The following is a 24260-nucleotide window of genomic DNA, read 5'->3' as shown; positions in this document are numbered from 1 at the left end:
CATAACCTGATGAAATATCTCAAAATTCGGAGGATTTGTAATGTCTGACACCAGCATGAGCGGTCTGACTGAACAAGAAGCGCAAGAATTCCACGGTTTCTTTGTGCAAAGCATGTCGGCATTTTTCGGGATCGTCGTTTTTGCGCATATTCTTGCCTGGATGTGGCGTCCCTGGCTGTAATCGATTCAGGGGAAGTTGGTGCCTGACCGTGCCGGCAACCGCTCTACCCGTTATGCCTTAATTGGAGGAGAAAACAATGTTTCCGTCTGAAAACGTGTGGAAAATCTGGATGATCATGGATCCGCGTCGCGTCCTGATCGCGCTCTTCGCATTTTTGATTGTCCTAGCGCTTGCGATTCACATGATTCTGCTCAGCACCGCCGAATTTAATTGGCTCGAAGACGGCGTTCCCGCCGCTTCGGTCCAGCAGGCGACGCCGGTTGTACCGCAACGGTAATCGCGTCCTTGACGGGGGTGGCGGGCGAGATCATGCCCTAATGGCAAACTTGCCTACCGCCGACAGTGCTAAGAGGAGGTTTCCGGCCAGGTTGCCTCCCCAGCAGAGGATTTTACAATGGCCATGCTCAGTTTTGAGAAAAAATACCGCGTCCGTGGCGGGACGCTGATCGGGGGAGATCTGTTCGACTTCTGGGTGGGGCCGTTCTACGTCGGTCTCTTCGGAGTGTCGGCGTTCTTCTTCGCATTGCTAGGAACGCTCCTGATCGTCTGGGGTGCCACCCTCGGTCCGAACGCGGAACTCCAGACCTTCAATATCTGGCAGATCAGCATCGCTCCTCCCGACCTCAGTTACGGTTTAGGGATGGCGCCGATGACAGAGGGAGGCTTGTGGCAGATCATCACCTTCTGTGCGATCGGTGCATTTGTCTCTTGGGCTCTGAGACAGGTTGAAATCTCGCGGAAGCTCGGGATCGGGTTCCATGTGCCATTTGCATTCAGTTTCGCCATTGGCGCCTACATCACGCTCGTCGTGATTCGTCCCATCCTGCTGGGCGGTTGGGGTCATGGTTTTCCCTATGGGATCATGAGTCATCTCGACTGGGTCTCGAATGTTGGGTACCAATTCCTGCATTTCCATTACAACCCGGCGCATATGCTGGCGATTACCTTCTTCTTTACAAATGCCTTGGCGCTTGCAATGCATGGATCGCTGATTCTGTCGGTGACGAATCCTCAGGAAGGCGAGCCCGTCAAGACCAGTGAGCATGAGAACACCTTCTTCCGCGATATCGTTGGCTATTCCATTGGTGCGCTCGCCATTCACCGCTTGGGCTTGTTCCTGGCCCTCAGCGCCGTATTCTGGAGCGCGGTTTGTATTGTTATCAGTGGACCCTTCTGGACGCGCGGATGGCCGGAATGGTGGAACTGGTGGCTTGAGCTCCCGCTCTGGTAGGATCTAGGAGACTACAATGCCTGAATATCAGAATATTTTTAACAGTGTGCAGGTGCGCTCTCCGGCCTATCCTGGGGTGCCGCTGCCGAAAGGAAGTCTGCCCCGGATTGGCAAACCGATGTTCTCCTATTGGCTGGGGAAAATCGGAGACGCGCAGATTGGGCCGATCTATCTCGGATTCGCCGGTACCTTGTCGTTGATTTTTGGTTTCTTCGCGATCGAGATCATCGGCTTTAACATGCTGGCGTCCGTCGACTGGAACCCCATCGAGTTCGTCAGAAACCTGTTCTGGCTTGCCCTTGAGCCGCCCGCGCCGCAATATGGATTGAGCATACCGCCTCTCTCTGAAGGTGGTTGGTGGTTGATGGCCGGTTTCTTCCTGACCGCGTCGATCCTCCTGTGGTGGGTTCGGACCTACAAGCGCGCCGAAGCCTTGGGTATGAGTCAGCATTTGTCCTGGGCATTTGCCTCGGCGATCTTCTTCTACCTGTGTCTTGGGTTCATTCGTCCCGTCATGATGGGAAGTTGGGCGGAGGCCGTGCCTTTCGGAATCTTCCCGCACTTGGACTGGACGGCGGCCTTCTCCATTCGCTACGGTAATCTCTATTACAATCCGTTCCACATGGTGTCGATCGCGTTCCTCTATGGTTCTGCGCTTCTGTTTGCCATGCACGGCGCGACCATCCTGGCCGTCAGTCGGTATGGCGGGGATCGTGAAATCGACCAGATCGTGGATCGTGGGACAGCCGCCGAACGTGCCGCCTTGTTCTGGCGCTGGACCATGGGTTTCAATGCCTCGATGGAATCGATCCATCGCTGGGGTTGGTGGTTCGCGGTGTTGACGGTTATCACCGCTGGGATTGGCATCCTGTTGACCGGCACGGTGGTCGATAACTGGTATCTCTGGGCAGTGAAGCATGGTGTGGCGCCGAGCTATCCGATCGATGTGCTCGTTCAAGACCCATATACGCTGCAGGGGGTGTCGCAATGAATATTGGAAAGCACGCAGCAATTCCGCTAGTCGCAGCTGTCGCTTCTGTACTCCTGCTCGGTTGCGAACGTCCGTCGCCGGAAGTTGTGCAAGTCGGATATCGTGGCTTGGCGATGGAGCAGAATTACAATCCGCGACTCCTTGCGGCGAGCGTCAAGGCGAACATCCCGCCCGAGCCACTTCCGGCGGCAGCGCCGGGTGGCCCCAAGGTCACGGATGTCTATAAGAACGTGCAGGTTCTGAGCGATCTCAGCGTTGCTGACTTCACCCGGCTGATGGTGGCGGTGACACTCTGGGTTGCGCCGAAGGAAGGCTGTAATTATTGCCATGTACCTGGCGATTTCGCATCCGATAACATCTATACCAAGGTGGTCTCGCGTCGGATGTTCGAGATGACCCAGAATACGAATGCGGACTGGAAAACGCATGTGGCGAATACTGGGATCACCTGTTACACCTGTCACCGTGGAAATCCAGTGCCCAAGTACGTTTGGGTGACTGATCCGGGTCCCGGGCAGCCGTCCGGCGTGAAACCGTCGGGACAGAACATGCCGGCGTCCACCGCCGCCTACTCGTCATTGCCCTATGATCCGTTTACCCCGTTCCTCGATCAGGCAAATGAGATTCGGGTGATTGGTCAGACGGCATTGCCGGCGGGAAATTTCACGTCGATTAAGCAGGCTGAGTGGACCTATGCGTTGATGATGCAGATCTCCGATGCGCTAGGCGTCAACTGCACTTTCTGCCACAATACCAGGTCTTTCTTTGCTTGGGATCAGAGTACACCGCAGCGGACGACGGCTTGGTATGCGATCCGTCATGTGCGCGACATCAACCAGAATTATCTCTGGCCCCTGAATGACGTGCTTCCCGCTTCGCGCAAGGGTCCCTATGGCGACCCCTTCAAGGTCAGTTGCGTGACCTGCCATCAAGGCGCATACAAACCGCTCTATGCGGCACAGATGCTGAAGGATTATCCTGTCCTTGCAGGCCCCACCAAGGCGGCAGCGCCGGAAGTGGCACCTGATGCGGCGGCACCCATGGAACCGGCGCCAGTTGAAGCTGTACCGGTTGAAGTGGCTGCGCCGACCGCGCAAAAGCTGTAGCCTGATGGTTGTTTAAGTTGGCAGGGATGCTCTTTGGCGTCGGATGCAAATCCGGCGTTGAAAGACTGAATAAAAGTCGCGGGCGTTGCTCTTCCAAGGGTGCGCCGCGGACAGTGATTGGGTCGGTTGGCGTCAGTATCGCTAACCATCCCGATGAACAATGAGGAACCGTCCAATGGCTAACGAGAACCGTTCGATGTCTGGACTGACCGAAGATGAAGCGAAAGAATTTCATGACATCTTCGTGTCCAGTTTCGTCGCGTTCACGGGGATCGTGGTTGTCGCACACATCCTCGTGTGGTTGTGGCGTCCTTGGCTGTAATAGTCTAGGGTTTTTAATGTTCGTGACCGACCGGGCGATTGTTGGTTTCCGCAGCGCCCATCCATAAGAGACTGGAGAATACACATGCATAAGATCTGGCAGATTTTCGATCCCCGTAGAACCCTGGTTGCCCTGCTTGGCTTTCTGTTCGTGCTGGCGCTATTGATTCACTTCATTCTGCTCAGCAGCCCAGCCTTCAATTGGCTCGGCTAGCGGTAAGCGTCCACATCAGGACATCCGCGGCATCCTAGGGTGTGCCGCCAGTTGGCACATCCTTGGATGCTCTTGATTCCCTTGTGGAGAAGGCCGCGCGAATGGATAACAGGATTAACCTGTTTCGGGAGAGATCATCAATGCAAAAAATGTGGCAGATTTGGCAGTATTTCGACGTGCGAATGATCATTGTTGGCACCGTCGGATCCATGTTTACGCTCGCCTTTGTGATTCATTTACTTCTGTTTAGCAGCCCGACATTTAACTGGTTTCAAAGTTCGGAGACATTGCCTCCGGCCGCCGCCCAGATGGTCCCGTTGCCAAAAGGCCGCTAACCGTAGCGGCGAAAGCGCCGGCGGGCGGGGAAATGCTGCTAGCTCACCCTGTCCGTTGTCGTGATTACGTATCGACTGATCCATCATGTATTTTCATTCTGATCGCATTTCCTTGCGAACTTCCGCGCGAATTGAAATCCTCGATATTACCGATCGGATCAGGGATGTATTCGACCGCAATCGGATACAGAACGGGCAGATGACGATCTGTTCCACGCATACGACAGCATTTGTGGCCCTGAATGAAAGCGAACCGCTGTTACAGCGGGATATGGTCGATTTTCTGACCGCGCTCGTTCCGTGCGATGCGACTACGTATCGGCATAATCTAAATCCAGTCGACGGACGGCCAAATGCGCATTCGCATCTGTTGGGTCTCTTCATGAATGCCTCGGAGACTATTCTTGTCTCGAACGGGGAACTGCTATTAGGCGACTGGCAGTCGATCTTTTTTGTAGAACTGGATGGTCCGCGCGAAGAGCGGACGTTACGGGTGCAACTCGCCGGAGAACGCTAGCGCATGCAGGATTCCGATTGCTCGGGTTTTTTCGCCGATGCGGACGCGTTGGACCAGGACGCCTATCTTCACCTCGATTACTACCTCGAATGTTCTGGCGATCCGAGGGTTGCCGTGGCGCATTTCTGTGCCGAACAGTCAACTGCGCAGTGGCGGCGAGTTGGATGCTCCGAAGATCTCAGGCCCCGGTTTGCCGCCCGTGTCATCGATTTAACCCTATTGGAGTCGGGGTTGCCCGAGTTTCGCTACGGGATTGGCGGCGCGCGGGCTGGTGGCGTGCAGTCCTGCCGTGTGACGATCGCCCATCCCCACGGAAATTTCGGTCCACGTCTCCCAAACCTGTTAAGCGCGGTCTGTGGCGAAGGCACCTTTTTTTCGCTTGGCGCGCCGGTCGTTAAATTGCTGGATATTCGTTTTCCGGATGCGTATCTGGCGGCGTTCGAGGGGCCTCGTTTTGGTGTCGAGGGTCTCCGCGATCTGCTTCAGGTGTATGACCGGCCGATCTTTTTTGGCGTGATCAAGCCAAACATCGGACTGCCTCCAGAGTCATTCAGCGAGCTGGGCTATGAAGGCTGGCTTGGCGGGCTTGATATTGCCAAGGACGATGAGATGCTGGCCGATACTCCATGGTGTCCGCTGGACCAGCGTTCGGCGCTGCTGGGTGCGGCGCGACGACGGGCCGAACAGGAAACCGGATGCCGCAAGATGTATCTTGCGAACATCACCGACGAGGTTGACCGACTGTGCGATTTGCATGATCTGGCGGTCGCGAACGGCGCTAATGCACTGCTCGTCAATGCAATGCCCGTTGGTCTGAGCGCGGTGCGGATGCTGCGTCGGCACGCGCGCGTCCCGCTCATCGCTCATTTCCCCTTCATTGCGCCGTTCAGTCGTCTCGCTCACTTTGGCGTCCATTCCAGGGTGTTCGCCAAACTCCAGCGACTTGCCGGGTTCGACGCGATTATCATGCCTGGATTTGGCGAGCGGATGCACACCTCGGACGAAGAAGTCCGCGTGAATGTCGATGCCTGTCTTGCGCCCATGGGAGCGATCAAACGCAGCCTGCCGGTTCCTGGCGGGAGCGATTGGGCTGGCACATTAGGCAAGGTCTTCGAGAAGGTGGGAACCATCGATTTCGGTTTTGTCCCTGGACGGGGCGTATTCGGGCATCCGATGGGGCCTCGCGGAGGGGCGGCGAGCATTCGTCAGGCATGGGAGGCGATTGTCGCTGGCGTTTCTCTTCAGGAGCAGGCCGTGCGGCATGAGGAATTGCGTGCGGCAATCGAAACATTTGGACATGCCGCCACGGCGCATTCATCCGAGTCCGATGGGACATGCACTGGAGGTCAATCTTGAGCGCTAGACTGGTTCCACCCCTGGCCGCCGATGCGTTGGAGCGGGCCGAAAAGCGCGATGCCGTGGAACAAGTGATCCTCGTGGACCAGAACGATCAAGCGCAGGGCACGTCCGGTAAGCTGGATGTGCATCGCGACGGTCAACTTCATCGCGCCTTTTCGATTTTAGTGTTCAATGCCCAGGGCGATCTGTTACTGCAGCGGCGCGCCAGGAGCAAATATCATTTCGCGCTGCGTTGGTCGAATACTTGCTGCGGACATCCGCGGCCGGACGAGTTGACGCCGATGGCGGCCAACCGGCGCTTGAAAGAGGAGTTCGGGATCCGCGCGCCGCTTACCGAGCGCGCGCAGTTGATCTACCGCGCCGAGGATCGGGACTCGGGACTGATCGAGCATGAATACCTGCACATCTTTCATGGCGTCCATACGGGAGATCCCAAACCAGATCCGTCCGAGATCGGTGCCTGGCGCTGGATGGCGGTTCCGGCCATTCGTCGCGCCCTGCGATTACATCCGGATTGGTTTACCCCCTGGTTCCATCTGTTGATCGGGAAATTGCTGGTCGATTGAATCGCGCCCAGGACGACCTGACTTCTATTGTGAGCGGACCCGGCCTCGCGGTCGCCAGCGGCGATCGGCGTGACTCGGTATCCATGTCTTGAAGCATCTGTCCCCGCGAGCGTCTTCATGTCCGAATTCGATGCACTGAGCGCGCCCTCGCGCGCAACCCCGGAAACCCATCAGCGGGGTCAGGACAAACTGGCGCGGATTCCCGTCAAGGTCGATCTCGGCGGCGCAGTGCTCCGCAAGCCAAGCTGGATTCGCGCTCGCGCTCCGCTGGGTTCGGAGGTGGCGCGCATCAAGGGTTTACTGCGACAGTCCAAGCTGACCACGGTCTGCGAGGAAGCGATGTGCCCGAATTTGGGCGAATGCTTCCAGCGTGGAACCGCCACCTTCATGATCCTGGGCGATGTCTGTACCCGCCGCTGCCCCTTCTGCGATGTCGCCCATGGTCGGCCCAAACCCGCCGATGTGGACGAGCCGGAGCATCTGGCGCACTCCATCGCGACCATGGGTCTTCGCTACGTGGTCATTACCTCGGTCGACCGGGACGATCTGCGCGATGGCGGGGCAGGGCACTTCGCGGCTTGTCTACGTGCCGTTCGCGCCCGCAATCCGGCGACGCGGCTGGAGATTCTGGTTCCGGATTTTCGGGGTCGGGAAGTGGTGGCGCTCGCCGAGTTTCTGGGCGATGCCGTGCCCGATGTCTTCAATCATAATCTGGAGACCGTGCCGCGACTCTATCGGCGTGCTCGGCCCGGCGCGGAGTATGCCGGATCGCTGCGGTTGCTTCAGTCATTCAAGGTCGGCCATCCCAAGATACCGACCAAATCCGGCTTGATGCTCGGACTTGGCGAGACGCGCGAGGAGGTGCTGGACGTCATGCGCGATTTACGCGCCCACGGTTGCGACATGCTGACCCTGGGGCAGTACCTCCAGCCGAGCCGGGATCATCTCGCGGTCAGTCGTTACTGGACTCCCGCTGAATTCGACGAGTTGCGCGAACTCGGAAGTGCGATGGGATTTTCCAATGTCGCCAGCGGACCCATGGTGCGCTCCTCGTATCATGCCGATCGCCAGGCGGGCGACATCATCGCGGCAACCTGATCCGCGCGCGCGTCGAGACAGAGAACCGAATCGGCATGATGGTGTACAGCATCCTCAAGAGTGTCCTGCTGCCGCCCGGCATCCTGATCCTGTTGCTAACCGCGGCGTTTTTTCTGGTGCGCGGGGTTCTCGGGCGCCTGTTGATCTTTGTCGCCGTGACCATCCTGACCCTGATGCTGCTGCTGCCGGTCGGAACTCTGCTCATGGAACCCCTGGAAACGTATCCAGCCCTTGGCGGGCCAGGCACGCCAATTCCGCCCGCGGCGCAGGCCATCGTCATTCTGAGCGCCGGGCGCGTGACCGACGCGCCCGAGTATGGGGGCGATACGCTTGACGATGCCAGCCTTCGGCGGGTGCGCTATGGCGCGACCCTTGCTCGAACCACCGGCCTTCCCATCTATGTCTCGGGGGGGCACCTGCCCGACGAGCCGCAGTCGATGGGCGTGCTCATGGCCGACCTGTTGCGCACTGACTATGGGATCGCGGTCGCGGCGATCGAATCGGAGAGTCGAACCAGTTGGGAGAATGCCGCTTACACGGCTCAATTGCTGAAACGCGATGGCATGACCCACATCCTGCTGGTCAGCGACGCCTGGCATCTGCCGCGCGCCGTCGACGCCTTCGCGGGAACCGGCCTGACGGTCACGCCCGCGCCGACCGGTTTCGTGCATCGCCCGGGTTGGCGGGCGGAATTGACCTACCGCGATTGGTTGCCGTCCGCGCGAGCCTTTCTGCTGAGTTACTATGCCATTCACGAGCATGTGGGGCGTGTCTGGTATCAGATTCGCACCTGGATACAGGGGCCGCCGCGGGTTTCCGAGCGTTCGCCGTCCGTTGCCAGTCAAACCAATTTCCTGGAGATGTTTACCGCATGAGTCGCCCTAAGGAATCACGGTTACTCCTCTGGCGCCAGTTGGTGCGCAGGATCCTGCCTTTCGCCGATGTGGCGACGGTCGATCTGCCGCTGGGTCGATTGTTGCGTCTGTCGCTGTTTCAGGTCTCGGTCGGCATGGCCATGGTCCTGCTGACCGGCACGCTCAATCGCGTCATGGTGGTCGAACTCGGGGTTCCGACCTGGCTGGTGGCGACCATGGTGGCACTGCCTCTGGTCTTCGCCCCGTTGCGCGCCTTGATCGGTTACCGCTCGGATTATCACCGTTCGGCCTTTGGCCTGCGCCGCATCCCCTACATCTGGATCGGCAGCATCCTGCAGTTTGGCGGTTTCTCCATCATGCCGTTCGCCCTGCTGCTGTTGGCCGATACCGACAACGCCCTGAATCTCCTGGGAACCATCAGCGCGGCCCTGGCGTTTTTGATGGTCGGCGCGGGTTTGCATACGACTCAGACGGCGGGTCTTGCACTGGCCACTGACCTGGCCCCGGTCGAGAAACGCCCGCGCGTGGTGGCTTTACTGTATGTGACCCTGTTACTCGGCATGCTCGCCAGTTCCTTGCTGTTCGGACAGTTGCTGACGAACTTTACGCCGCAATTGCTCATCCAGCTGATTCAGGGCGCTGCGGCGGCAACCATCTTCTTGAATCTGGTTGCCTTGTGGAAACAGGAGGCCATCGATCGCACCCGCGCCGCCACGCCGATCAAGCGTCCGCCTTTTCTCGAAACCTGGCGAGCATTTTCGCAGGGCGGGCGGGCCAGCCGCTTGCTGGTGGTGGTGGGTCTTGGGACGGCGGGCTTCACGATGCAGGACATCCTGCTCGAACCCTATGGCGGTCAGATTCTGGGCATGACGGTTTCTCAAACCACGGCGCTAACCGCGCTACTGGCGAGCGGAACGCTGGCGGCATTCGCGCTGGCGGGGCGTGTCTTGAGCCGCGGCGCGAATACCTATCGGCTGTCGGCCATCGGGGGCGTTGTTGGTCTCGCGGCCTTCGCGGCGGTGATCCTCGCGGCGTCGCTGGGATCGACTTCGCTCTTTCGATTCGGTACCGCGCTGATTGGATTTGGCGCCGGTCTCTTTGCCGTTGGCACCTTGACCGCAGCCATGGACCTGGCTGAAGGTGGTCACAGCGGTCTCGCGCTGGGTGCCTGGGGCGCGGTTCAGGCGACCGCGAGCGGGATTGCGATGGCGTTTGGCGGAGGGATGCGTGATGTGGTGTCCGGATTCGCGCAGTCCGGAGCGCTCGGTCCCGACTTTGCCGGCCCCGTGATCGGCTATGCGTTTGTCTATGTTGTCGAAATCCTGTTGCTGCTGGGGACGCTGATCGTTATCGCCCCGCTCGTGCTCCGCGCGGCGGACAAGAGGGTACGATCCTCGTCGACGATTGGGCTGGATCAGCTTCCTTAGAACCTGCGCGGAGCGATCCGCGTCCTTTGTTGTCGCGCGCGGGATTCGCCCGCGCCACCGTCGCCATTGACGCGGTTTAGCGCCGTTGCGGTAGATGCTCGCGATAGCGCTCCATCAGATAGCAGAGACAATCCTGGCGGATGATGGTCTCGTCGCGGGTCAGCATGGATGGCATGGCGGGCTGACGCAGGCGCAGTTCGGAGTCCTCGACGTAAAAGTACCGCTCGCTCACGTCCAGCCCCTGTTCGTCACGGACCTCCAGTCGGGCCGCCTTCCCATTCAGTCGTCGGCCGAAGGCCGTACCGCGCGGCAACTCGCAAAAATTCCAGCGCTCCAGGGCTGGGTTTAAGCGCAGATCGACCGCGTCCGACGAAAAGCTGAAGCGAACCTCGGCAGGTACCGTGACCTGCGCGACGGAGTGGAAGAGGTCGATGTCCTGAGCCGGTAGCGCATGATCGGGGATGTCGTTCAGATGCAAGGTGGCATCGATGAAACTCCGCGCATGCTCGACGCCCTGTTGCTCGCCAACCTTGCCGCACTCCACGGTGACGGACGGACAGAGCCGCGCCATGGCCATCGACTGGACGCCGGTCGGGCGTTTGAAATAGACGACGGTGCGGCTGAAGAGTGTCGCAAGCTGAAGGATGCGATGATCGATCCGCTCGATACAGGCATAGTGTGGATTGGAGCCGGTGTTGTTATGCAAATCCAGACTCGCGAAGAGCCCCCGTTCGGCCATGATCTCGACGACGCGCGCCATGATGTCGTGTTCTGGCGTGTGGGACGTGACGGAGCCGGGCCAGACGCGGTTGTAGTCAGGCTGATCGGGAAGGTGACGCGCGCCGCTGGCCGCCGCGGCGACATTCCCGATGAAGATCGTCAGCGCGCGGGGTAGGCGCAACTCGCCGAAGCGGGCGAGTCGCGCGTTCAGCAGACCCCTGATCGCATCCCAGCCGACCGTCTCGTTACCGTGCATCAACACGGAGACGAAGAGCGCCGGTTCGCGCGCGCCGGATAAATGAATCAGCGTGGGCGCGCCGAGCCATGCGTTCAGTTGGTGGCTCTCCGCGTCCAGGAGTCCGTCGGGCAGGGCGTCGAATTGCTTGAGCATGGAGGGTGTTCGGAATCCGATGGCTGTACTGATGAAACCGCGTTCATCGAATGATACGCGCCGTTTCGAGCGAGCGGGTTTCAAACCCGCCCCACGGTCATCGATATGGGTCGCGCTAGTCTAACGTCCACCGGTGAACTGGCTGGCCGCTCTCTTGATGCGCGAGATAGGCCGCGGTCAGACCGGCCATGTCCGGCTGATGGCGTTCCACCCAGGCGCGCTGCCAGCGCGCGCCGGTCTGACCGGTTTCCAGGCGCTCGGCGATGATCCCGAGCCAATGCTCGCGCTCCGCCGGATCGATCCCCAACTCCGCCAGCCCCTGTCTGGCGCGGGGGAGCAAATCGTCCTTGAGGATCCGTGTCACGGGCAGGGTCCGGCCGTCCAGCCAGGGGATCCGCGCGGTGAGTCCCTCGCGGGCGCAGGTATAAAATCCCTTCTGCGCGTGAAGAAAAAGCAAGCGCGACTCGGGCGGTATTTCATCCCGCGCCAGATTCCGCATCAGACCGAAATAGAACGCCGCATTGGCGATCGCATCCGCCACCGAGGGGCCGGCGGGCATCACCCGATGCTCGATGCGCAGATGCGGACGGCCGCACGCATCGAAGCCGATCAGCGGACGATTCCAGCGCCAGATGGTGCCATTGTGCAGGCAGAGATGGGCGAGTCGCTCCGGCGGGGAATCCATCAACTGAGGGAGCAGCACCGGATAACGGTCGAAATTGGCGCGGAAGGTTTCCAGGATCGAGCGCTCGGCGTAGCGAAAACCGAAATTGGCGCGCTCCTGCAGGATGGGGCCGCCCACCGAGACTGCTTGCTCGAACAGCGGGATGCGGGTCTCGTCCCAGAGATCGCGACCGAAAAGATAGGGCGAGTTGGCGCTGATCGCCACCAGCGGGCCGCTGACCACTTTCGAGGCATTATAGACCCGCGCCGACTCGTCCGGCGTGACCTTGAGATGGAGTTGGAAGGAGGTGGCCGCCGCCTCCAGCATCACGTCGCGCCACTCCAGGTCCAGACGGTCACGCCCTTCGATGAGGAGTCGCAGGGGGCGTCCGTGGCGCAGCTCGAAGATCCGGGCATTGAGTGCGCGAAAGCGCTCGCGGGGGGTCATGAAGTCAAGGGCGAGATGCTCCGGGCGCACCGTCGGCAGGATGCCGATCATGGTCAGGCGACTTTGAAGACCCGAGCCCGCGCGGTTGACTTGCTCCAGCGTCGCGGTCAGTTCTCCCGCCAGACGTGAGAGCGCATTGCCCTGCAAGCGGGTCGCGGTCCCATTGAACTCGACGTTAAAGGTGGCGAGTTCGGGGACGACCAGCGGGTCCGCCACCTGTTTCAGCAAGGCGTCGACCTGTGGCGCGGGGAGCATGTCGGGCGCGACCAAACAGGCTTCCAACTCGTAGCCGACGGTTGGCTCCCCGTTTTCCAGCATGCCATCCGCGAACCAGCGCTCCAGCAAACGGGTCTCCTGACGCAGACGCTTGGAAAACTCGTCGAAGTCGCGTTGCGTAAACTGCGAAGCGGCGATTGCCTGACCCATGCGCGCGTGCGAGCGGCGGCAAAATCGCGTTACAGCCCGATCAACTCGGCATGGATGCCTTGCGCGGTCGCGGCCTCCAGGATGGCCGCGCTGCTTGTTTTCTCGGGGTTGTATCCGACAATCATGAGATGGGGGCGGTCCGTTTGGGCATGAACGCTGACCACGCCATCGACGGCGCGGATCGCGGTTTCGATGCGCGCGCGGTTTTCGGCATCCAGGGACTCATCGATGTGCAGGGTAATGTCGGCAATCTGAATGTTCATCATGATCCTCTATCGATTCGTGAATGACGTTCGCGAGAGATGAAGATGCTTTCGGATGGCGCGCGCGGTTGCTTCGCCGTTGCCTGAATCCAGTATAGCGCCCGGTTCGATCTTCGCTCCCGGGATCGCGGTTTACTGACGCCCGAGCAGCCGATCCAACTCGCCCAGTCGTTCCGGAGTGCCGATATCGAACCAACGCCCGGCATGCCGCCGACCGCCGACCCGTCCCGCCAGCATCGCGTTGCGTAAGAGGGGCGCGAGCGGGAAGGCGCCCGCTGAGCAGCCGTCGAATAGCTCGGGGCGGTAGAGTCCGAGACCGCTGAAGGTATAGCGCGGCGATCCTTCAGGATAGACCCGCCCATTGGCAAGCGCGAAGTCGCCCGTTGGGTGATGGTCCGGATTGTCCACCAGGATCAAATGGGCCAGGTCGTCCGCGTCCAGGTTCAGATCGGTCAGCGCGCAATCGGTCCAGACATCGCCGTTGACGACCAGAAAAGGCGTGGGGCCAAGCAGTGGGAGCGCCTTGAAAATACCGCCGCCGGTTTCGAGCGCCTGTGCCTCGGCCGAATAGCGGATGTGCACCCCGAAGTTGGCGCCATCGCCCAGGGCCGCCTCGATCCGCTCACCCAGATGGGCATGATTGATGATCAGATCACGGAAGCCGGCCGCCGCCAGGCGCTCGATGTGATAGACGATGAGCGGTTTGCCGGCGGCTTCGAGCAACGGTTTTGGCGTGTGGTCGGTCAACGGCCGCATGCGGTTGCCGCGTCCCGCGGCGAGGATCATCGCTTTCATGGTTCAGGCGTTGCACTCGCGGAAGATCCGCTTGTCGCAGGTGGCGCAGACGCTCTTGTCCAGTTTCTGATAGATGCCGCGGATCGCGGCGGTCTTGGCCTGGAAGACATTGCGCGCGCCGGTGGCGTCCAGACAGCCGCAGCGTTCCAGTTCCTCCCACAGACCTTGTTTGACATTGATCAGATACATGCCGCCGCCATCCGCCCGGCGCCGCTCGGCCTCCAGCGCCAGCGTCTGACCGCCTTGAAGATCGACGAAATTGATGCCGTTGGCGATCAGGGCCAGGTGTTTCTGTTCGGGGTGTTCCGCGCGCAGCCGGTCGAAGAACTGCTCGACATGGGCGACCGAGCCGAAGAAGAGCGAGCCGTCAATGCGCAGGATGCGCAACTGCGGGCATTGGGTCAGATCCGGATCGCTGGAGAAGGCGTGATTGGGCAGGAGAGGATTCGGCGCAAGACTCACGATCCGCGGCTTGGAGGTGCGATCAAGATAGAGCACCAGCGACAGCAGAACCCCGGAGAAGATGGCGAATTCCAGTTCCAGGAAGATGGCGGAAAAGAAGGTCACCGCCAGGACGCCGGTTTCGCGCCGGGAGGCGTGCAGGATATGGCCGATCTCCTTGAAATCGATCAGTCCCCAGGCGACAAGGAACAGCACGCCGGCCATCGCGGCCTTGGGCAGATAGCTCGCGAAGGGCGCCACCAGCAACACGATGGCCATCAACATGAAGGCGGCGAAGATGGACGCCAGCGGCGTGCGCGCGCCGGCCTCGTAGTTGACCCCGCTGCGGTTGAAGGAGCCGGTCGCGACATAGCCCGAGAAGAAGGAACCCGCGATGTTGGATAGCCCTTGGCCAATAAACTCCTGATTGCCGTCGATGCGATAACCGCCGCGCGCGGCGAGCGAGCGGCCGATGGAGACCGCCTCGGTCAGGGCGAAGAGGGTCACGGCCAGCGCCGTGGGCGCCAATTGGCGGATGTGATCGAGCGTCAGCGAGGGCGAGGAGAGCGGCGGCAGACTCGCGGGCAGGGCGCCCACGGTGGCGATGCCGGTGCGGTCGGCCCCCAGCCAGAGATCCAGGGCCACCGCCAGCAGACTGCCGCCGATCATGGCGACGATCATGTAGGGGATGCGCGGCAGCCAGCGTTTGCAGACGATGCCGATCGCCAACGTCACGGCGGCCACCAGGGTGGCGAGCGGATTGATCTCGACGATGTGCTGGCCGAAGTGGAGCAGGATGTCATGCAGATGGCCGCCGCTGTCCATCTCGATGCCGAAGAAATATTTGAGCTGCTTGGCCGCGATCAGAACCGCCGCGCCCGCAGTAAAGCCGACGATCACCGAGTGCGAGATAAAATTGACCAGCGCGCCCATGCGGGCGAACCCCAAGGCGAGTTCCATCACGCCGACCATGAAGGTCAGGGTCAGGGCCAGGGTGACATAATCGGGCGTGCCCGGAATCGCCATGATGGAGAGCGAGGAAAAGAGCACCACCGAGGCGGCCGTGGTCGGCCCGGAGACCAGATGGCGCGACGAGCCGAACAGCGCGGCGATGATGGCCGGCACCATACCGGCGTAGAGACCATACTCGGGCGGCATCCCGGCGATGGTGGCGAAGGCGACGCCCTGCGGTAGTACGACGATGGCGCCGGTCAGCGCCGCGACCAGATCGGCCCGGAGTTCGACGCGCCCAATCCCCGGCAGCCAGGTCATGAAAGGCAGCATCCAGGACCAATTGGGCAAGCGGGCGGTTTTCATGGCGAGGCGAAGTCCTGGGCAAAATGGAAGAGGGCGAGAATCGAGGTCGTTGTGTACGGTTGCGCTGGGCCGGATTGGCGTCGGCCGTGGCCGGTCCCGTCGAGAACAACCAATATTCCCGTTAGGGACTAACAATATTCCCGTCAGTGACTGGCAATATTAAAGATTTATAATGTGATTGAACAGTTTGGATGTTCTGCTCGGCATGCTAGCCTTCCGACGCATCGAGTCACTGGAGGCTGCCTGCTTTGTTCAAGATCGTGTCGTTTAACATCAACGGAATTCGCGCTCGCCCGCATCAGATCGAGGCGCTGCAAGCGGCGCACGCCCCCGACGTGATCGGGCTTCAGGAATGCAAGGTCGCCGACGAGCAGTTTCCGTTCGACTGGGCGCGGGGACTCGGTTACGCGACCCACGTTCACGGTCAAAAAGGCCACTATGGCGTGGCCCTGCTCAGCCAGGTCGAGCCGCTGGTCGTGACCCGAGGCTTTCCGGGCGATGCCGAAGACGCCCAGCGCCGCGTGATCGCCGGACGCTACCCCTTGTCGAACGGCGATGAAATCACGGTCATCAACGGCTATTTCCCCCAGGGCGAGGCCCGCGACCATCCGCTGAAATTCCCTGCGAAACGAAAATTCTACGCAGATCTGCTGGACTATCTGCGCGCGGACTTCGCGCCGGACCAGAAGCTGGTGGTGCTCGGCGATATGAACGTGGCCCCGCTGGATCTGGACATCGGAATCGGCGCGGATAACGCGAAACGCTGGTTGCGAACCGGCAAATGCAGCTTTCTGCCGGAAGAGCGGGACTGGCTCAAGGCGGTCACGGACTGGGGGCTGACTGACGCCTATCGGGCGTTTCACCCCGAAGTCGACGATCAGTTCAGTTGGTTCGATTATCGTTCGCGGGGGTTCGAACGCGAGCCCAAGCATGGATTGCGGATCGATCATCTGCTGGTGACGGCGCCACTCCGAGAACGTCTTCTCGGCGCGGACATCGACCATGCCATCCGTGGCATGGAGAAGCCCTCCGATCACTGTCCGGTGTGGGCCAGCTTCGACCTCTGACCGGAACGGCGATCATCCGCTTCGGTCTACTCATTCCACCTCATTCGCTCATGCCGGAGGATGTCCCGGTGGACTTGGATGGCGCGCGCTCCATCGGCTCGGACTCGAAGGCGGAGAATTCGCTTCGCTCGTCGATGTTGTTGGGCCAGGCGTAAGCGACATGGCGGTGCGTCTTGCCAGCGATGTCGATGGTCTTGACCAGCGGATTGCCGGCCACGTCCGCCCGCACTCGATAGCTGCCGGCGGGTAGATCGACCAGCAGGATCGGCCCGGAAATAAGATCCAGGATGGTGTCGCCGCTCCGATCGGCGATGTTGACCTTGACGCCGGCGAGATAGGCGCCGCTACGCTCCGCGAAGGTCAGCATGAGGTCGTAACGACCAGCCGCCGCCTTCATGGCGTCGGACTCGGGCTGGCCGATACCGCCGGTGATATAGGTGATGCCATTGTGCATTTGAGCCGGCGGCAGGCCGCTGAGATCGGCCGCCAACGCCGGAGTCACCTGCAGCATGCCGATCGCGAGCAGGCTCAGCGTGAAATTGCCTATGGTTTTCATCTCGATACCTCCCAAGTGGGACAGGATCCGTGCCGCGATGTCCGGTGACCGAGACGGCTTGACCCGCGTTCCGTCACCCGGCGGCACTTGTCACGGTATTCGAGTTCAGGGCGGCGCGGTGAGTTCCGAGCAAAACCTAGGTGAATTTTGGGCTTGATTCGGTTGCTAGCACGGACTCGGGCGACGTTGCCGAGCGACGTCGGCAAGAACGACCCGACCGCCGGTACCGTATCGACGACCAAACAGTGACGCTCGTCACGGAATATTCATTTTCTTTCAGGATAGACTCTGGGCTAGTGTGCACTTTCACCTCCTTCGAAGGAAAGCGTTCCATGCGATCAAGGTTGTTTTTTGTGCCGTTGACAGTGCTGTTATTGACCTTGAACCCAGCCTTGGCGGCGGAGTTCGATACCCGCATCGCGATGCGGGAGAGGGCGGCGGCAACCTTCTATGTTCCCACCCATATCCAGGGTTTCGGCGATACGGAACTGATGGTCGACACCGGTTCGGGCTATGTCACGATCAACGAGGGTACCCTTCGCACACTCAAGCGCCAGGGTGGCGTTCGTTATGTCAAACGGCTCCAGGGCATCCTCGCCAATGGCAGCGAGATGGAGGTCTCGATCTATGCCATCGGCGCGCTGAACATCGGCGGCGACTGCTGGCTCCACGATGTGGAAGCGGCGGTGTTCCCCGCCGGGACGCGCCAGATCCTGGGTCTGAGCGCCCTTCGCAAGGCAGCCCCCTTCATCTTTTCGGTGGATCCGCCGTCGCTGGTGTTGAGTCACTGCGCGGCCACGGCCGCTGCGGCGTCCCCGTCGGCGGTTGCCTTTAACGCCGCCACCGACTGATCCCGAACCTGCCACCGCGAGGAGGGCGGAGGCAGGTCGCGTCCATGTAGTGGGCGCTCACCACCTGAATGTATCCCTTTGCGATTCCCGCCTCGCTTGTTGCCGCGATCCGCCAGGGGCGCAGACAACATGGCGCGATTGACCACGAAAATAGGCTAAAAACCGAGCGGTTTTTTTGTGGAAATCGTTATCCATACTTTAAATCGAGTTGACCATCCTGTGTTGGGGGCGGCGCGGAGACGATTGCTCGCGGGTTCTGCCGTTCGGGCACAGGGGTCAAGGTATGCATGATATTTCGTGTTTCCACTTGATGAGGTATCGAGATGAAGACGAAAGGCAGTTTTGCGCTAGGCTTGCTTGCGGCCGGTCTGTTGCAGACGAGTCTGGTGTCGTCCTCAAACATGCCCGAGTACGGCGAAGCGGATCGTGGCGGCTTCGAGGGATGGAGCGGTTGGCGAACCAACAACTTCCTCAACTACGAATCGCCTTACCATGGGACGAGCGGGGAGCGGGCCGAATTCTCCGCCTTTGAATCGTACAGCGGAGGATCGAATCCGCACGGTGTCGGGGGGTGGAGCGGTTGGTATACCAACAACTTCCTTAACTACGAGTGGCCCTACAATCGGACGAGCGAGGAACGGACCGAATTCTCCGCCTTCGAGCGCATGCCGATGGGATCGTCATCCAGCACGTCATCCTCCGGCATGTATGCGTCCGGCACGGGCATGGGATCGGCTGGGAGCGATTTTTGGCGTCAAGATTCGGACAGCAACATCTTCTTGCGCTATGAGGACTAACGCGCATCCAACGTGACGTGTGGCTCCGGGGCGGTCATCGATCGTCCGTGGAGCTTCTCAGGTCGGGTTTCGCCCATCTCCCGTCGGGGGAAATGGGTCTGATCATATCTCGACCTGGTCCGCATCGGTCGCCCCGATTGATTCACGGGATGGATTCATGAACGACGACCGCCGTATCGACATCCAGATCGGTCAGGAAGAATGCCTGGCACGGATCCGTGCCAACCCACTCAATGTCGAGGTCTTGGCCGCCCGTTATGGACAGGAGGGACGGCGGGCCTCCGATGCCCTCTCCGAGGACAGCATTCATGAACGACTCGAAACGCTCGTGTATCGGGTGCTGTCGATGCGCCGCAGTGTGCGCCCGCCCGCCGAGGCGCTGGCCTGGTTCCCCGCCGCTCGGGTAGAGGCGATGTTCGGCCATCTGGCACGGGTCGCCCGCACCAGCCTGGAGCTGACCTATCATCTTTGCATCCACGCGCCGGAGATCCTGCGCCATCTCCCGGACGACGAGATCCATGACTGGATCGTCCAGCTCTTGGACACCTACGACCGCTCGGGTACCCAGGGCGGCATCCGCGTCATGCAAGGGGTTGCCGACGACGCCAGAACCTTGCGCGAGCGTCGCTGCCAAGTGCGTTTCGCTGAGGTTCAGCCGGTGCTGGAGTCATGGACCATCGGCCTTGCGGGGCGCGGGCTCCGTCTGGAAACCGACGCGGTCATCCATACCGACACCGAAACGCTCTTTCTGCCCCCGTTCCTGAGCCAATTTCCCGACCCGGCTGATAATTTTCGACTTTACAAGGCGATCGTCGCCTACCTCTGGGCCCAGACCTGGTGCGGCACCTGGCGCGAACCCGCGTTAGTCCATCTGGCGACGTATCCAGATTCCAGTCGCGCACTCGCCCTGTTCCAGTCGATCGAGAGATTCAGGCTGGATGCCCGGCTCGCCACCGAACTCCCCGGTCTCTGGCGCGAGATGCGTCGACTGGCGGGCCGCGAGTCGCTCTCGCCGAGCTGGCGCACCATCGCCGAGCGGGTGACCCGTCCCGAGGCCGACGCAGCCCTGAGTTGGGCGCTGGTCGCCGAGCTGTACGCCGCTGATGTCGTTCCGCTGGCGCCTCTCTGCTATCAGGGCGACCTCCGCCCGGAACGGGTGGCCGAGATCGCCGCCGTGCGAATCGCCCGCGAACGCGAGTTGTTGCACGCGACGCTGGCCCAGATCGTCGCCGAGCAGGCCGTCGGCCGTCGTTCGCCCGCTGGCGAAACGCCGACGTTTCGGGTCGATCCCGAGCCCGATGATGACTGGCCCGACGGTTTCGCCTTCCAATTGCGGCTGGGCGACCAGCCGGTGCGCTCGATCCCCGCGACCGTGCAGCTCCTGCAATCCATCGCGCAGGACTTCGGCCATATCCCGCCCGAGTATCTGGAGGCGGCGGGGCAGGGCGTCTATCAGCGCCAGTCGGTCCAGGCGCGGGATGATGGCGCGCCCACGCACGCGCCCGATACCTTCCTCTACGACGAATGGGACGCCGGCCGTCAGGGCTATCGCAAGGGTTGGTGTCAACTGCGCGAGAAGGATGTTCACCCCCAGCCGGATGACTTCGTTGCCGCGACCCGTCACAAATACCGGGGACTGTTGAAACACCTCTACCGCACCTTCGAGGCGATCCGCGGCGAGGAGCGGCTGATCAAGCGTGAACCCTTCGGCGACGATCTGGATATCGATGCACTGGTCGAGGCCCACGCCGATCAGGCACAGGGACTGGAGATGACCGACCGCCTGTTTCTGCGTCGCCGCAAGCTCGACCGCAATCTCGCGGTGCTGTTCATGGTGGACATGAGCGGATCCACCAAGGGCTGGATCAACGACGCCCAACGCGAATCGCTGGTGCTGCTGTGCGAGGCGCTGGAACGTCTGGGCGACCGCTACGCCATCCACGGCTTCTCCGGCTATACCCACACCCGCTGCGACAGCTATCGAATCAAGAATTTCGACGAGTCCTACGACGCCAAGGTGCAGGCCCGTATCAGCGGCATCCGGCCCCAGGACTACACCCGCATGGGCGTCGCCATCCGCCATCTGACACGCAAGCTGCTGGCGGTCGAGGCGCGCACCCGCGTCTTGATCGTCCTGTCCGACGGTCGACCGGACGACGAGGATGGCTACCGTGGCGATTATGGCATCGAAGACACCCGCCAGGCGGTGCTGGAAGCGCGCGGTCGGGGCGTTCACCCTTTCTGCATCACCATCGACGACCAGGCCCAGGAATACCTGCCCCACGTGTTTGGACCGGCTGGTTACGTCCTGGTCGAAAAGGTCGGTAAGCTACCGTTGCGCGTCTCGGAGATTTATCGGCGGATGACGGTGTAGGCTCACTCTTTATAGACGGGATCCCGTTGTATCTTGCATCGCCATCATGCACTCGACCCATTGCGCCGCCGGCTCTATGCGGCCCCGTCGCCGATTCATGGTCAAGGTTGTTTTGCCCGCATGCGTTTCGCTGTCGGGGATTACATCGGAACCTTCGAAGGCGTCGAGGTCGATGAGGACGGCCCTCATGTGCTCTGGCTTTATGCGGCCGAGACGGGCGTCCTGATCGGCCGGCGCGGCAATAATCTGCTGCGCTGGCTGAATCACAGCGATCGGCCGAATGCGGAATTCGACGGTTTCGACCTCTATGCCCGGCGGACGATCGCCGTGGATGAGGAAATCAGCATCGACTATGCCGCCGGATCCTGAACCAAACCGCTTCGTCTCGCGTTCCGCGCGGTGCGTCCCCATCTGTTCAGAACATTTTAACGGAGCAAGCCGATGCAAGACCGTCCAGCGATCAAGACCGCGATTCCGAAACGCCGTTATCAGGTGGGCGACCATACCGCCTCGCTCCTGGGCGAGATCGAGAGCGGGGATAGCCGTTTCTACCGGTATATCCTGGCGCTCGTCCCGCCGGCGCAGCGCGAGCCCGTCCTCTATGTCTGCGCCGAGCAGACGCCAGCCGCCGAGCGGGCCGATGGCGCCTATCGACTGCGGGTCGTGAGCGCGCTCATGTCCGAGGTGGTCGATACGAACGACTGCTGGGGCGATCTGGAGACCTTCGCCGAACAGGCGATCAAGCTTGGCAGGCAGATGCTTGGGCTCCAGCAGGCGCCAGTCGTCAGGCAACTGTAGACGCGAGATCCGTCGGCAGATTCGGTTGCCTCACGCGCGTCGCACCGAGCAATGGCGGTCTACTCCAGTCCCAGGATGAACCGCCACTGCTCCGGGCTGACCGGCATAATCGAGAGCCGATTGCCTTTGCGCACCAGCGGCATCCCATCCAACTCGCCCTGCGCGTATTCCTTGAGTTGCGCAAGCGGGATGGTCCGTTTCAGATGACGTACGTAGCGCACATCCACCAGATACCAGCGTGGCTGTTCGAGACGGCTCTTGGGATCGAAATACTTTGCCTCGGGATCGAAAGCGGAGGGGTCCGGACGGGGAGCGCTCGACGCCTCGGCGATCCCGACCACCCCTGGCACTTCGCAATTGGAGTGGTAGAAGAGAATCCGGTCGCCGATCCGCATCTGATCGCGAAGCATGTTGCGCGCCTGATAATTGCGTACCCCGTCCCAGGGCTCGGTTTGATCGGGGCGCGATGCCAGATCGTCGATGCCGAAGGTCTCGGGTTCGGATTTGAAGAGCCAGTAGTTCATGCGTGATTTCAAATTTGTTCAGGTTGGATGCGATTCAGCTCGGTGCCTGAGCCTGGATCCGTGCATCGATGTCGCTGAAGGATCCGCCAAACGATTCGGTGGCGTAGCGGGACACCCGCAAGGTGTCGGACCAATACCCGAAGGGCAGCCCGGCCTTGCGTTTGAGATGTTCCAGGAAGGACGCGGGATCCGGCAACTGTTCCCACACGGACGGTAGGAAGGTTCCGCGCCGTCCCTGGTCCGTGAGAATGAGTCCGTCAACCCCTGGACGGATGCGGTCGAGCAGATCGGACTGGGAGGCGAACTCCAGCGGTTCCGGCGGGGTGAGGATGGAGAGCTTGATCGTCAGCCGGGGAAATTCGTCCGGGTGCAGCCGGGGGAAGCGGGGATCCTGGAAGGCGGCGGCGAAGGCATGGTGGGCGACGTCTTCCACCAAAGGGCGACAGGCGTCCAGGACGCCGATGCAACCGCGCAGCGCGCCGTCAATCTCAAGGGTGACGAAGGTGGCGCGGATTGTCTGCAGCGGCTCGGGGTAGTCGGCGGGATCCAGCTCCAGCGGCATCCCGCGCTCCAGGCCGGTGGCGATGGAGCGCACCGCCACCTCCAGCAAGATCCGGCGTTGCTGGTTCTGAGCGATGTCGAGTGGCTCGGTGTCGTCGGCCGGCTTGGACTCAATGGAAGACATAGGCGCCATACCCCACGACGTGATCGCGCGATCCGGCGGTATCGCCCGAATTGCGTAGGTCCAGAGTCCGCGCCTGCAAACCGCGCCGTTTCGCCACCGTCAGGAGTCCGTTGACCGGGGTGCGGCCGCAGGCCTGGTCGTAACTGATATCGTCCGGACGCAGCGCCTCGATGGCCGCAGAGGTGGCGGCATCCAGGCGTCGCGCGGTGCGGTCGTCATGATAGTGGCTCAGGTCGGAGCTGATGACGATGAGTGTTTCGGGACCGCCCCAGAGCAGTTCCAGCACCTCGGCCACCGCTTCGGGGCTGGCGTCGCCGACCACGAAGGGCGCCAGGCTGAAATCCGCCAACACCCGCTGCAGAAAGGGAAGCTGAACCTCCAGGCTGTGTTCCAGCGCGTGCGCCTCGTCCATGGTCCGGACCTGGGGCAGGGCGAGCGCCTGATTGATGGCCGTCCGGTCCAGCGGCACCGCGCCCAGCGGGGTGTCGAACCGGTCGGCGCTGCTCGTCGCCAGACCGCGAAACGGAACCCGGTGGCTTGGTCCCATCAGGATGACGCGGGTGACGCTCTCGCGTGCCGGCGCCAGCGTGGCGTAGGCGGTCGCGGCGATCGGGCCGGAGTAGATATAACCGGCGTGCGGGACGATCACGGCCTTGGGCGGCGGGGTGCGCGGCGGCGTGTCGGCCAGGAAACCGTCCAGCATCCGCGTCAGTTCACGCGGGTCGCCGGGGTAGAAGCGGTCGGCCACCGCGGGTTGTCGAACCAGTAACATGGCGGTACCTCCTGCGGATCTGGTGTTGGACAAAACCGGTTGCAGGCAAAATCCATACAGTAACTATAACGTCTCTCGCGCAGAAGGTTCATGCCTCTCCGGTGCCGAGCCAGCGATCTTAAGGGCGTCCCGATTCATGCAGGCTGGCCCG

The 24260-nt window shown here is 61.3% G+C and carries 29 protein-coding genes; 20 read left to right on the top strand and 9 right to left on the bottom strand.

Annotated elements, in window-relative coordinates; genetic code table 11:
* The first annotated feature begins 40 nt into the window (after window positions 1-40).
* From pufB (CCR95_RS18305) to CCR95_RS18240, 14 genes are all read left to right on the top strand, one after another.
* Entirely contained in the window at window positions 41-181 is a 141-nt protein-coding gene (gene pufB / locus CCR95_RS18305; protein WP_201097110.1) for a light-harvesting antenna LH1, beta subunit, read from the top strand.
* A 76-nt stretch (window positions 182-257) separates the two neighbouring features.
* Complete coding sequence (gene pufA / locus CCR95_RS18300; protein WP_201097213.1) at window positions 258-458, top strand: light-harvesting antenna LH1, alpha subunit; 201 nt, start codon at window positions 258-260, stop codon at window positions 456-458.
* 117 nt (window positions 459-575) lie between these two features.
* Window positions 576-1412 (top strand): photosynthetic reaction center subunit L, encoded by an 837-nt coding sequence (pufL, locus tag CCR95_RS18295; protein WP_201097108.1) that lies wholly within the window; start codon window positions 576-578, stop codon window positions 1410-1412.
* A 16-nt stretch (window positions 1413-1428) separates the two neighbouring features.
* Complete coding sequence (pufM, locus tag CCR95_RS18290; RefSeq protein ID WP_201097106.1) at window positions 1429-2403, top strand: photosynthetic reaction center subunit M; 975 nt, start codon at window positions 1429-1431, stop codon at window positions 2401-2403.
* Complete coding sequence (gene pufC, locus CCR95_RS18285; protein WP_201097104.1) at window positions 2400-3509, top strand: photosynthetic reaction center cytochrome PufC; 1110 nt, start codon at window positions 2400-2402, stop codon at window positions 3507-3509. The genes pufM and pufC overlap by 4 nt, the downstream gene beginning before the upstream one ends.
* A 175-nt stretch (window positions 3510-3684) precedes the next feature.
* A complete protein-coding gene (gene pufB / locus CCR95_RS18280; protein WP_201097102.1) occupies window positions 3685-3831 on the top strand; it encodes a light-harvesting antenna LH1, beta subunit in 147 nt (48 codons plus the stop codon).
* An 84-nt stretch (window positions 3832-3915) separates the two neighbouring features.
* A complete protein-coding gene (gene pufA, locus CCR95_RS18275; RefSeq protein ID WP_201097100.1) occupies window positions 3916-4044 on the top strand; it encodes a light-harvesting antenna LH1, alpha subunit in 129 nt (42 codons plus the stop codon).
* Window positions 4045-4145: 101 nt separating this feature from the next.
* Window positions 4146-4379 (top strand): light-harvesting antenna LH1, alpha subunit, encoded by a 234-nt coding sequence (gene pufA / locus CCR95_RS18270; protein WP_338115437.1) that lies wholly within the window; start codon window positions 4146-4148, stop codon window positions 4377-4379.
* Between the two features lie 85 nt (window positions 4380-4464).
* Entirely contained in the window at window positions 4465-4896 is a 432-nt protein-coding gene (locus CCR95_RS18265; protein ID WP_201097097.1) for a secondary thiamine-phosphate synthase enzyme YjbQ, read from the top strand.
* 3 nt (window positions 4897-4899) lie between these two features.
* Complete coding sequence (locus CCR95_RS18260) at window positions 4900-6252, top strand: RuBisCO large subunit C-terminal-like domain-containing protein (RefSeq protein ID WP_201097095.1); 1353 nt, start codon at window positions 4900-4902, stop codon at window positions 6250-6252.
* The gene (gene idi / locus CCR95_RS18255) at window positions 6249-6821 is read left to right on the top strand and encodes an isopentenyl-diphosphate Delta-isomerase (protein WP_201097093.1); all 573 of its coding nucleotides are present in this window, start codon (window positions 6249-6251) and stop codon (window positions 6819-6821) included. Before CCR95_RS18260 ends, idi begins: the two co-directional genes overlap by 4 nt.
* Before the next feature lie 117 nt (window positions 6822-6938).
* Window positions 6939-7919, top strand: a complete 981-nt coding sequence (gene lipA, locus CCR95_RS18250) for a lipoyl synthase (RefSeq protein WP_201097091.1) — start codon at window positions 6939-6941, stop codon at window positions 7917-7919.
* A 35-nt stretch (window positions 7920-7954) separates the two neighbouring features.
* Window positions 7955-8794, top strand: coding sequence for a YdcF family protein (locus CCR95_RS18245; protein ID WP_242523331.1), 840 nt, complete (start codon window positions 7955-7957; stop codon window positions 8792-8794).
* Window positions 8791-10221 (top strand): BCD family MFS transporter, encoded by a 1431-nt coding sequence (locus CCR95_RS18240; protein WP_201097084.1) that lies wholly within the window; start codon window positions 8791-8793, stop codon window positions 10219-10221. The genes CCR95_RS18245 and CCR95_RS18240 overlap by 4 nt, the downstream gene beginning before the upstream one ends.
* Window positions 10222-10297: 76 nt before the next feature.
* Here CCR95_RS18240 and CCR95_RS18235 read toward each other — a convergent pair whose 3' ends face one another.
* The 5 genes from CCR95_RS18235 to CCR95_RS18215 all read right to left on the bottom strand — a co-directional run bounded on the left by CCR95_RS18235 (window position 10298) and on the right by CCR95_RS18215 (window position 15685).
* Window positions 10298-11332 carry a M14 family metallopeptidase gene (locus CCR95_RS18235; protein ID WP_201097082.1) on the bottom strand — a complete coding sequence of 345 codons (1035 nt, stop codon included), beginning with the start codon at window positions 11330-11332 and terminating at the stop codon, window positions 10298-10300.
* A gap of 115 nt (window positions 11333-11447) precedes the next feature.
* Entirely contained in the window at window positions 11448-12869 is a 1422-nt protein-coding gene (locus tag CCR95_RS18230; RefSeq protein ID WP_201097080.1) for a glutamate-cysteine ligase family protein, read from the bottom strand.
* 29 nt (window positions 12870-12898) lie between these two features.
* The gene (locus CCR95_RS18225; protein ID WP_207188677.1) at window positions 12899-13135 is read right to left on the bottom strand and encodes an ATP-binding protein; all 237 of its coding nucleotides are present in this window, start codon (window positions 13133-13135) and stop codon (window positions 12899-12901) included.
* A gap of 129 nt (window positions 13136-13264) precedes the next feature.
* Complete coding sequence (murU, locus tag CCR95_RS18220) at window positions 13265-13927, bottom strand: N-acetylmuramate alpha-1-phosphate uridylyltransferase MurU (RefSeq protein ID WP_201097078.1); 663 nt, start codon at window positions 13925-13927, stop codon at window positions 13265-13267.
* A 3-nt stretch (window positions 13928-13930) separates the two neighbouring features.
* Window positions 13931-15685: a SulP family inorganic anion transporter gene (locus CCR95_RS18215; protein WP_201097077.1), complete on the bottom strand. Its 1755-nt coding sequence runs from the start codon at window positions 15683-15685 to the stop codon at window positions 13931-13933.
* A gap of 248 nt (window positions 15686-15933) precedes the next feature.
* Here CCR95_RS18215 and xthA point away from each other — a divergent pair, with 248 nt between their 5' ends.
* Window positions 15934-16752 carry an exodeoxyribonuclease III gene (gene xthA, locus CCR95_RS18210; RefSeq protein ID WP_201097075.1) on the top strand — a complete coding sequence of 273 codons (819 nt, stop codon included), beginning with the start codon at window positions 15934-15936 and terminating at the stop codon, window positions 16750-16752.
* A 40-nt stretch (window positions 16753-16792) separates the two neighbouring features.
* Here the strand turns inward: xthA and CCR95_RS18205 are convergent, their stop codons facing one another.
* Window positions 16793-17308 (bottom strand): hypothetical protein, encoded by a 516-nt coding sequence (locus CCR95_RS18205; protein ID WP_201097073.1) that lies wholly within the window; start codon window positions 17306-17308, stop codon window positions 16793-16795.
* A gap of 332 nt (window positions 17309-17640) precedes the next feature.
* On the opposite strand from CCR95_RS18205, the gene CCR95_RS18200 reads away from it, so the two are divergent.
* From CCR95_RS18200 to CCR95_RS18180, 5 genes are all read left to right on the top strand, one after another.
* Window positions 17641-18159, top strand: coding sequence for a retropepsin-like aspartic protease (locus tag CCR95_RS18200; RefSeq protein WP_201097071.1), 519 nt, complete (start codon window positions 17641-17643; stop codon window positions 18157-18159).
* Between the two features lie 323 nt (window positions 18160-18482).
* Window positions 18483-18956 (top strand): hypothetical protein, encoded by a 474-nt coding sequence (locus CCR95_RS18195; RefSeq protein WP_201097069.1) that lies wholly within the window; start codon window positions 18483-18485, stop codon window positions 18954-18956.
* A gap of 157 nt (window positions 18957-19113) precedes the next feature.
* Window positions 19114-21330: a nitric oxide reductase activation protein NorD gene (locus CCR95_RS18190; RefSeq protein ID WP_201097067.1), complete on the top strand. Its 2217-nt coding sequence runs from the start codon at window positions 19114-19116 to the stop codon at window positions 21328-21330.
* Window positions 21331-21363: 33 nt separating this feature from the next.
* On the top strand, window positions 21364-21699 hold the full coding sequence (locus CCR95_RS18185) for an SET domain-containing protein (protein ID WP_476718529.1): 336 nt from the start codon (window positions 21364-21366) through the stop codon (window positions 21697-21699).
* A 72-nt stretch (window positions 21700-21771) separates the two neighbouring features.
* Window positions 21772-22128 carry a hypothetical protein gene (locus CCR95_RS18180; protein WP_201097052.1) on the top strand — a complete coding sequence of 119 codons (357 nt, stop codon included), beginning with the start codon at window positions 21772-21774 and terminating at the stop codon, window positions 22126-22128.
* A 59-nt stretch (window positions 22129-22187) separates the two neighbouring features.
* Here CCR95_RS18180 and CCR95_RS18175 read toward each other — a convergent pair whose 3' ends face one another.
* From CCR95_RS18175 to amrB, 3 genes are read right to left on the bottom strand one after another with little or no spacing between them, the layout of a single operon-like run.
* Window positions 22188-22652, bottom strand: a complete 465-nt coding sequence (locus CCR95_RS18175) for an EVE domain-containing protein (protein WP_201097050.1) — start codon at window positions 22650-22652, stop codon at window positions 22188-22190.
* A gap of 34 nt (window positions 22653-22686) precedes the next feature.
* Complete coding sequence (gene amrA / locus CCR95_RS18170; protein WP_201097043.1) at window positions 22687-23346, bottom strand: AmmeMemoRadiSam system protein A; 660 nt, start codon at window positions 23344-23346, stop codon at window positions 22687-22689.
* Complete coding sequence (gene amrB, locus CCR95_RS18165) at window positions 23324-24109, bottom strand: AmmeMemoRadiSam system protein B (RefSeq protein WP_201097034.1); 786 nt, start codon at window positions 24107-24109, stop codon at window positions 23324-23326. Before amrB ends, amrA begins: the two co-directional genes overlap by 23 nt.
* Window positions 24110-24260 lie beyond the last annotated feature (151 nt).

It is taken from the genome of Thiocystis minor (assembly GCF_016653465.1).
GTDB classification, from domain to species: domain Bacteria; phylum Pseudomonadota; class Gammaproteobacteria; order Chromatiales; family Chromatiaceae; genus Chromatium; species Chromatium minus.
The sequence above is the reverse complement of the archived record's forward strand: the minus strand, read 5'-3'. Positions and strand labels throughout refer to the sequence as shown.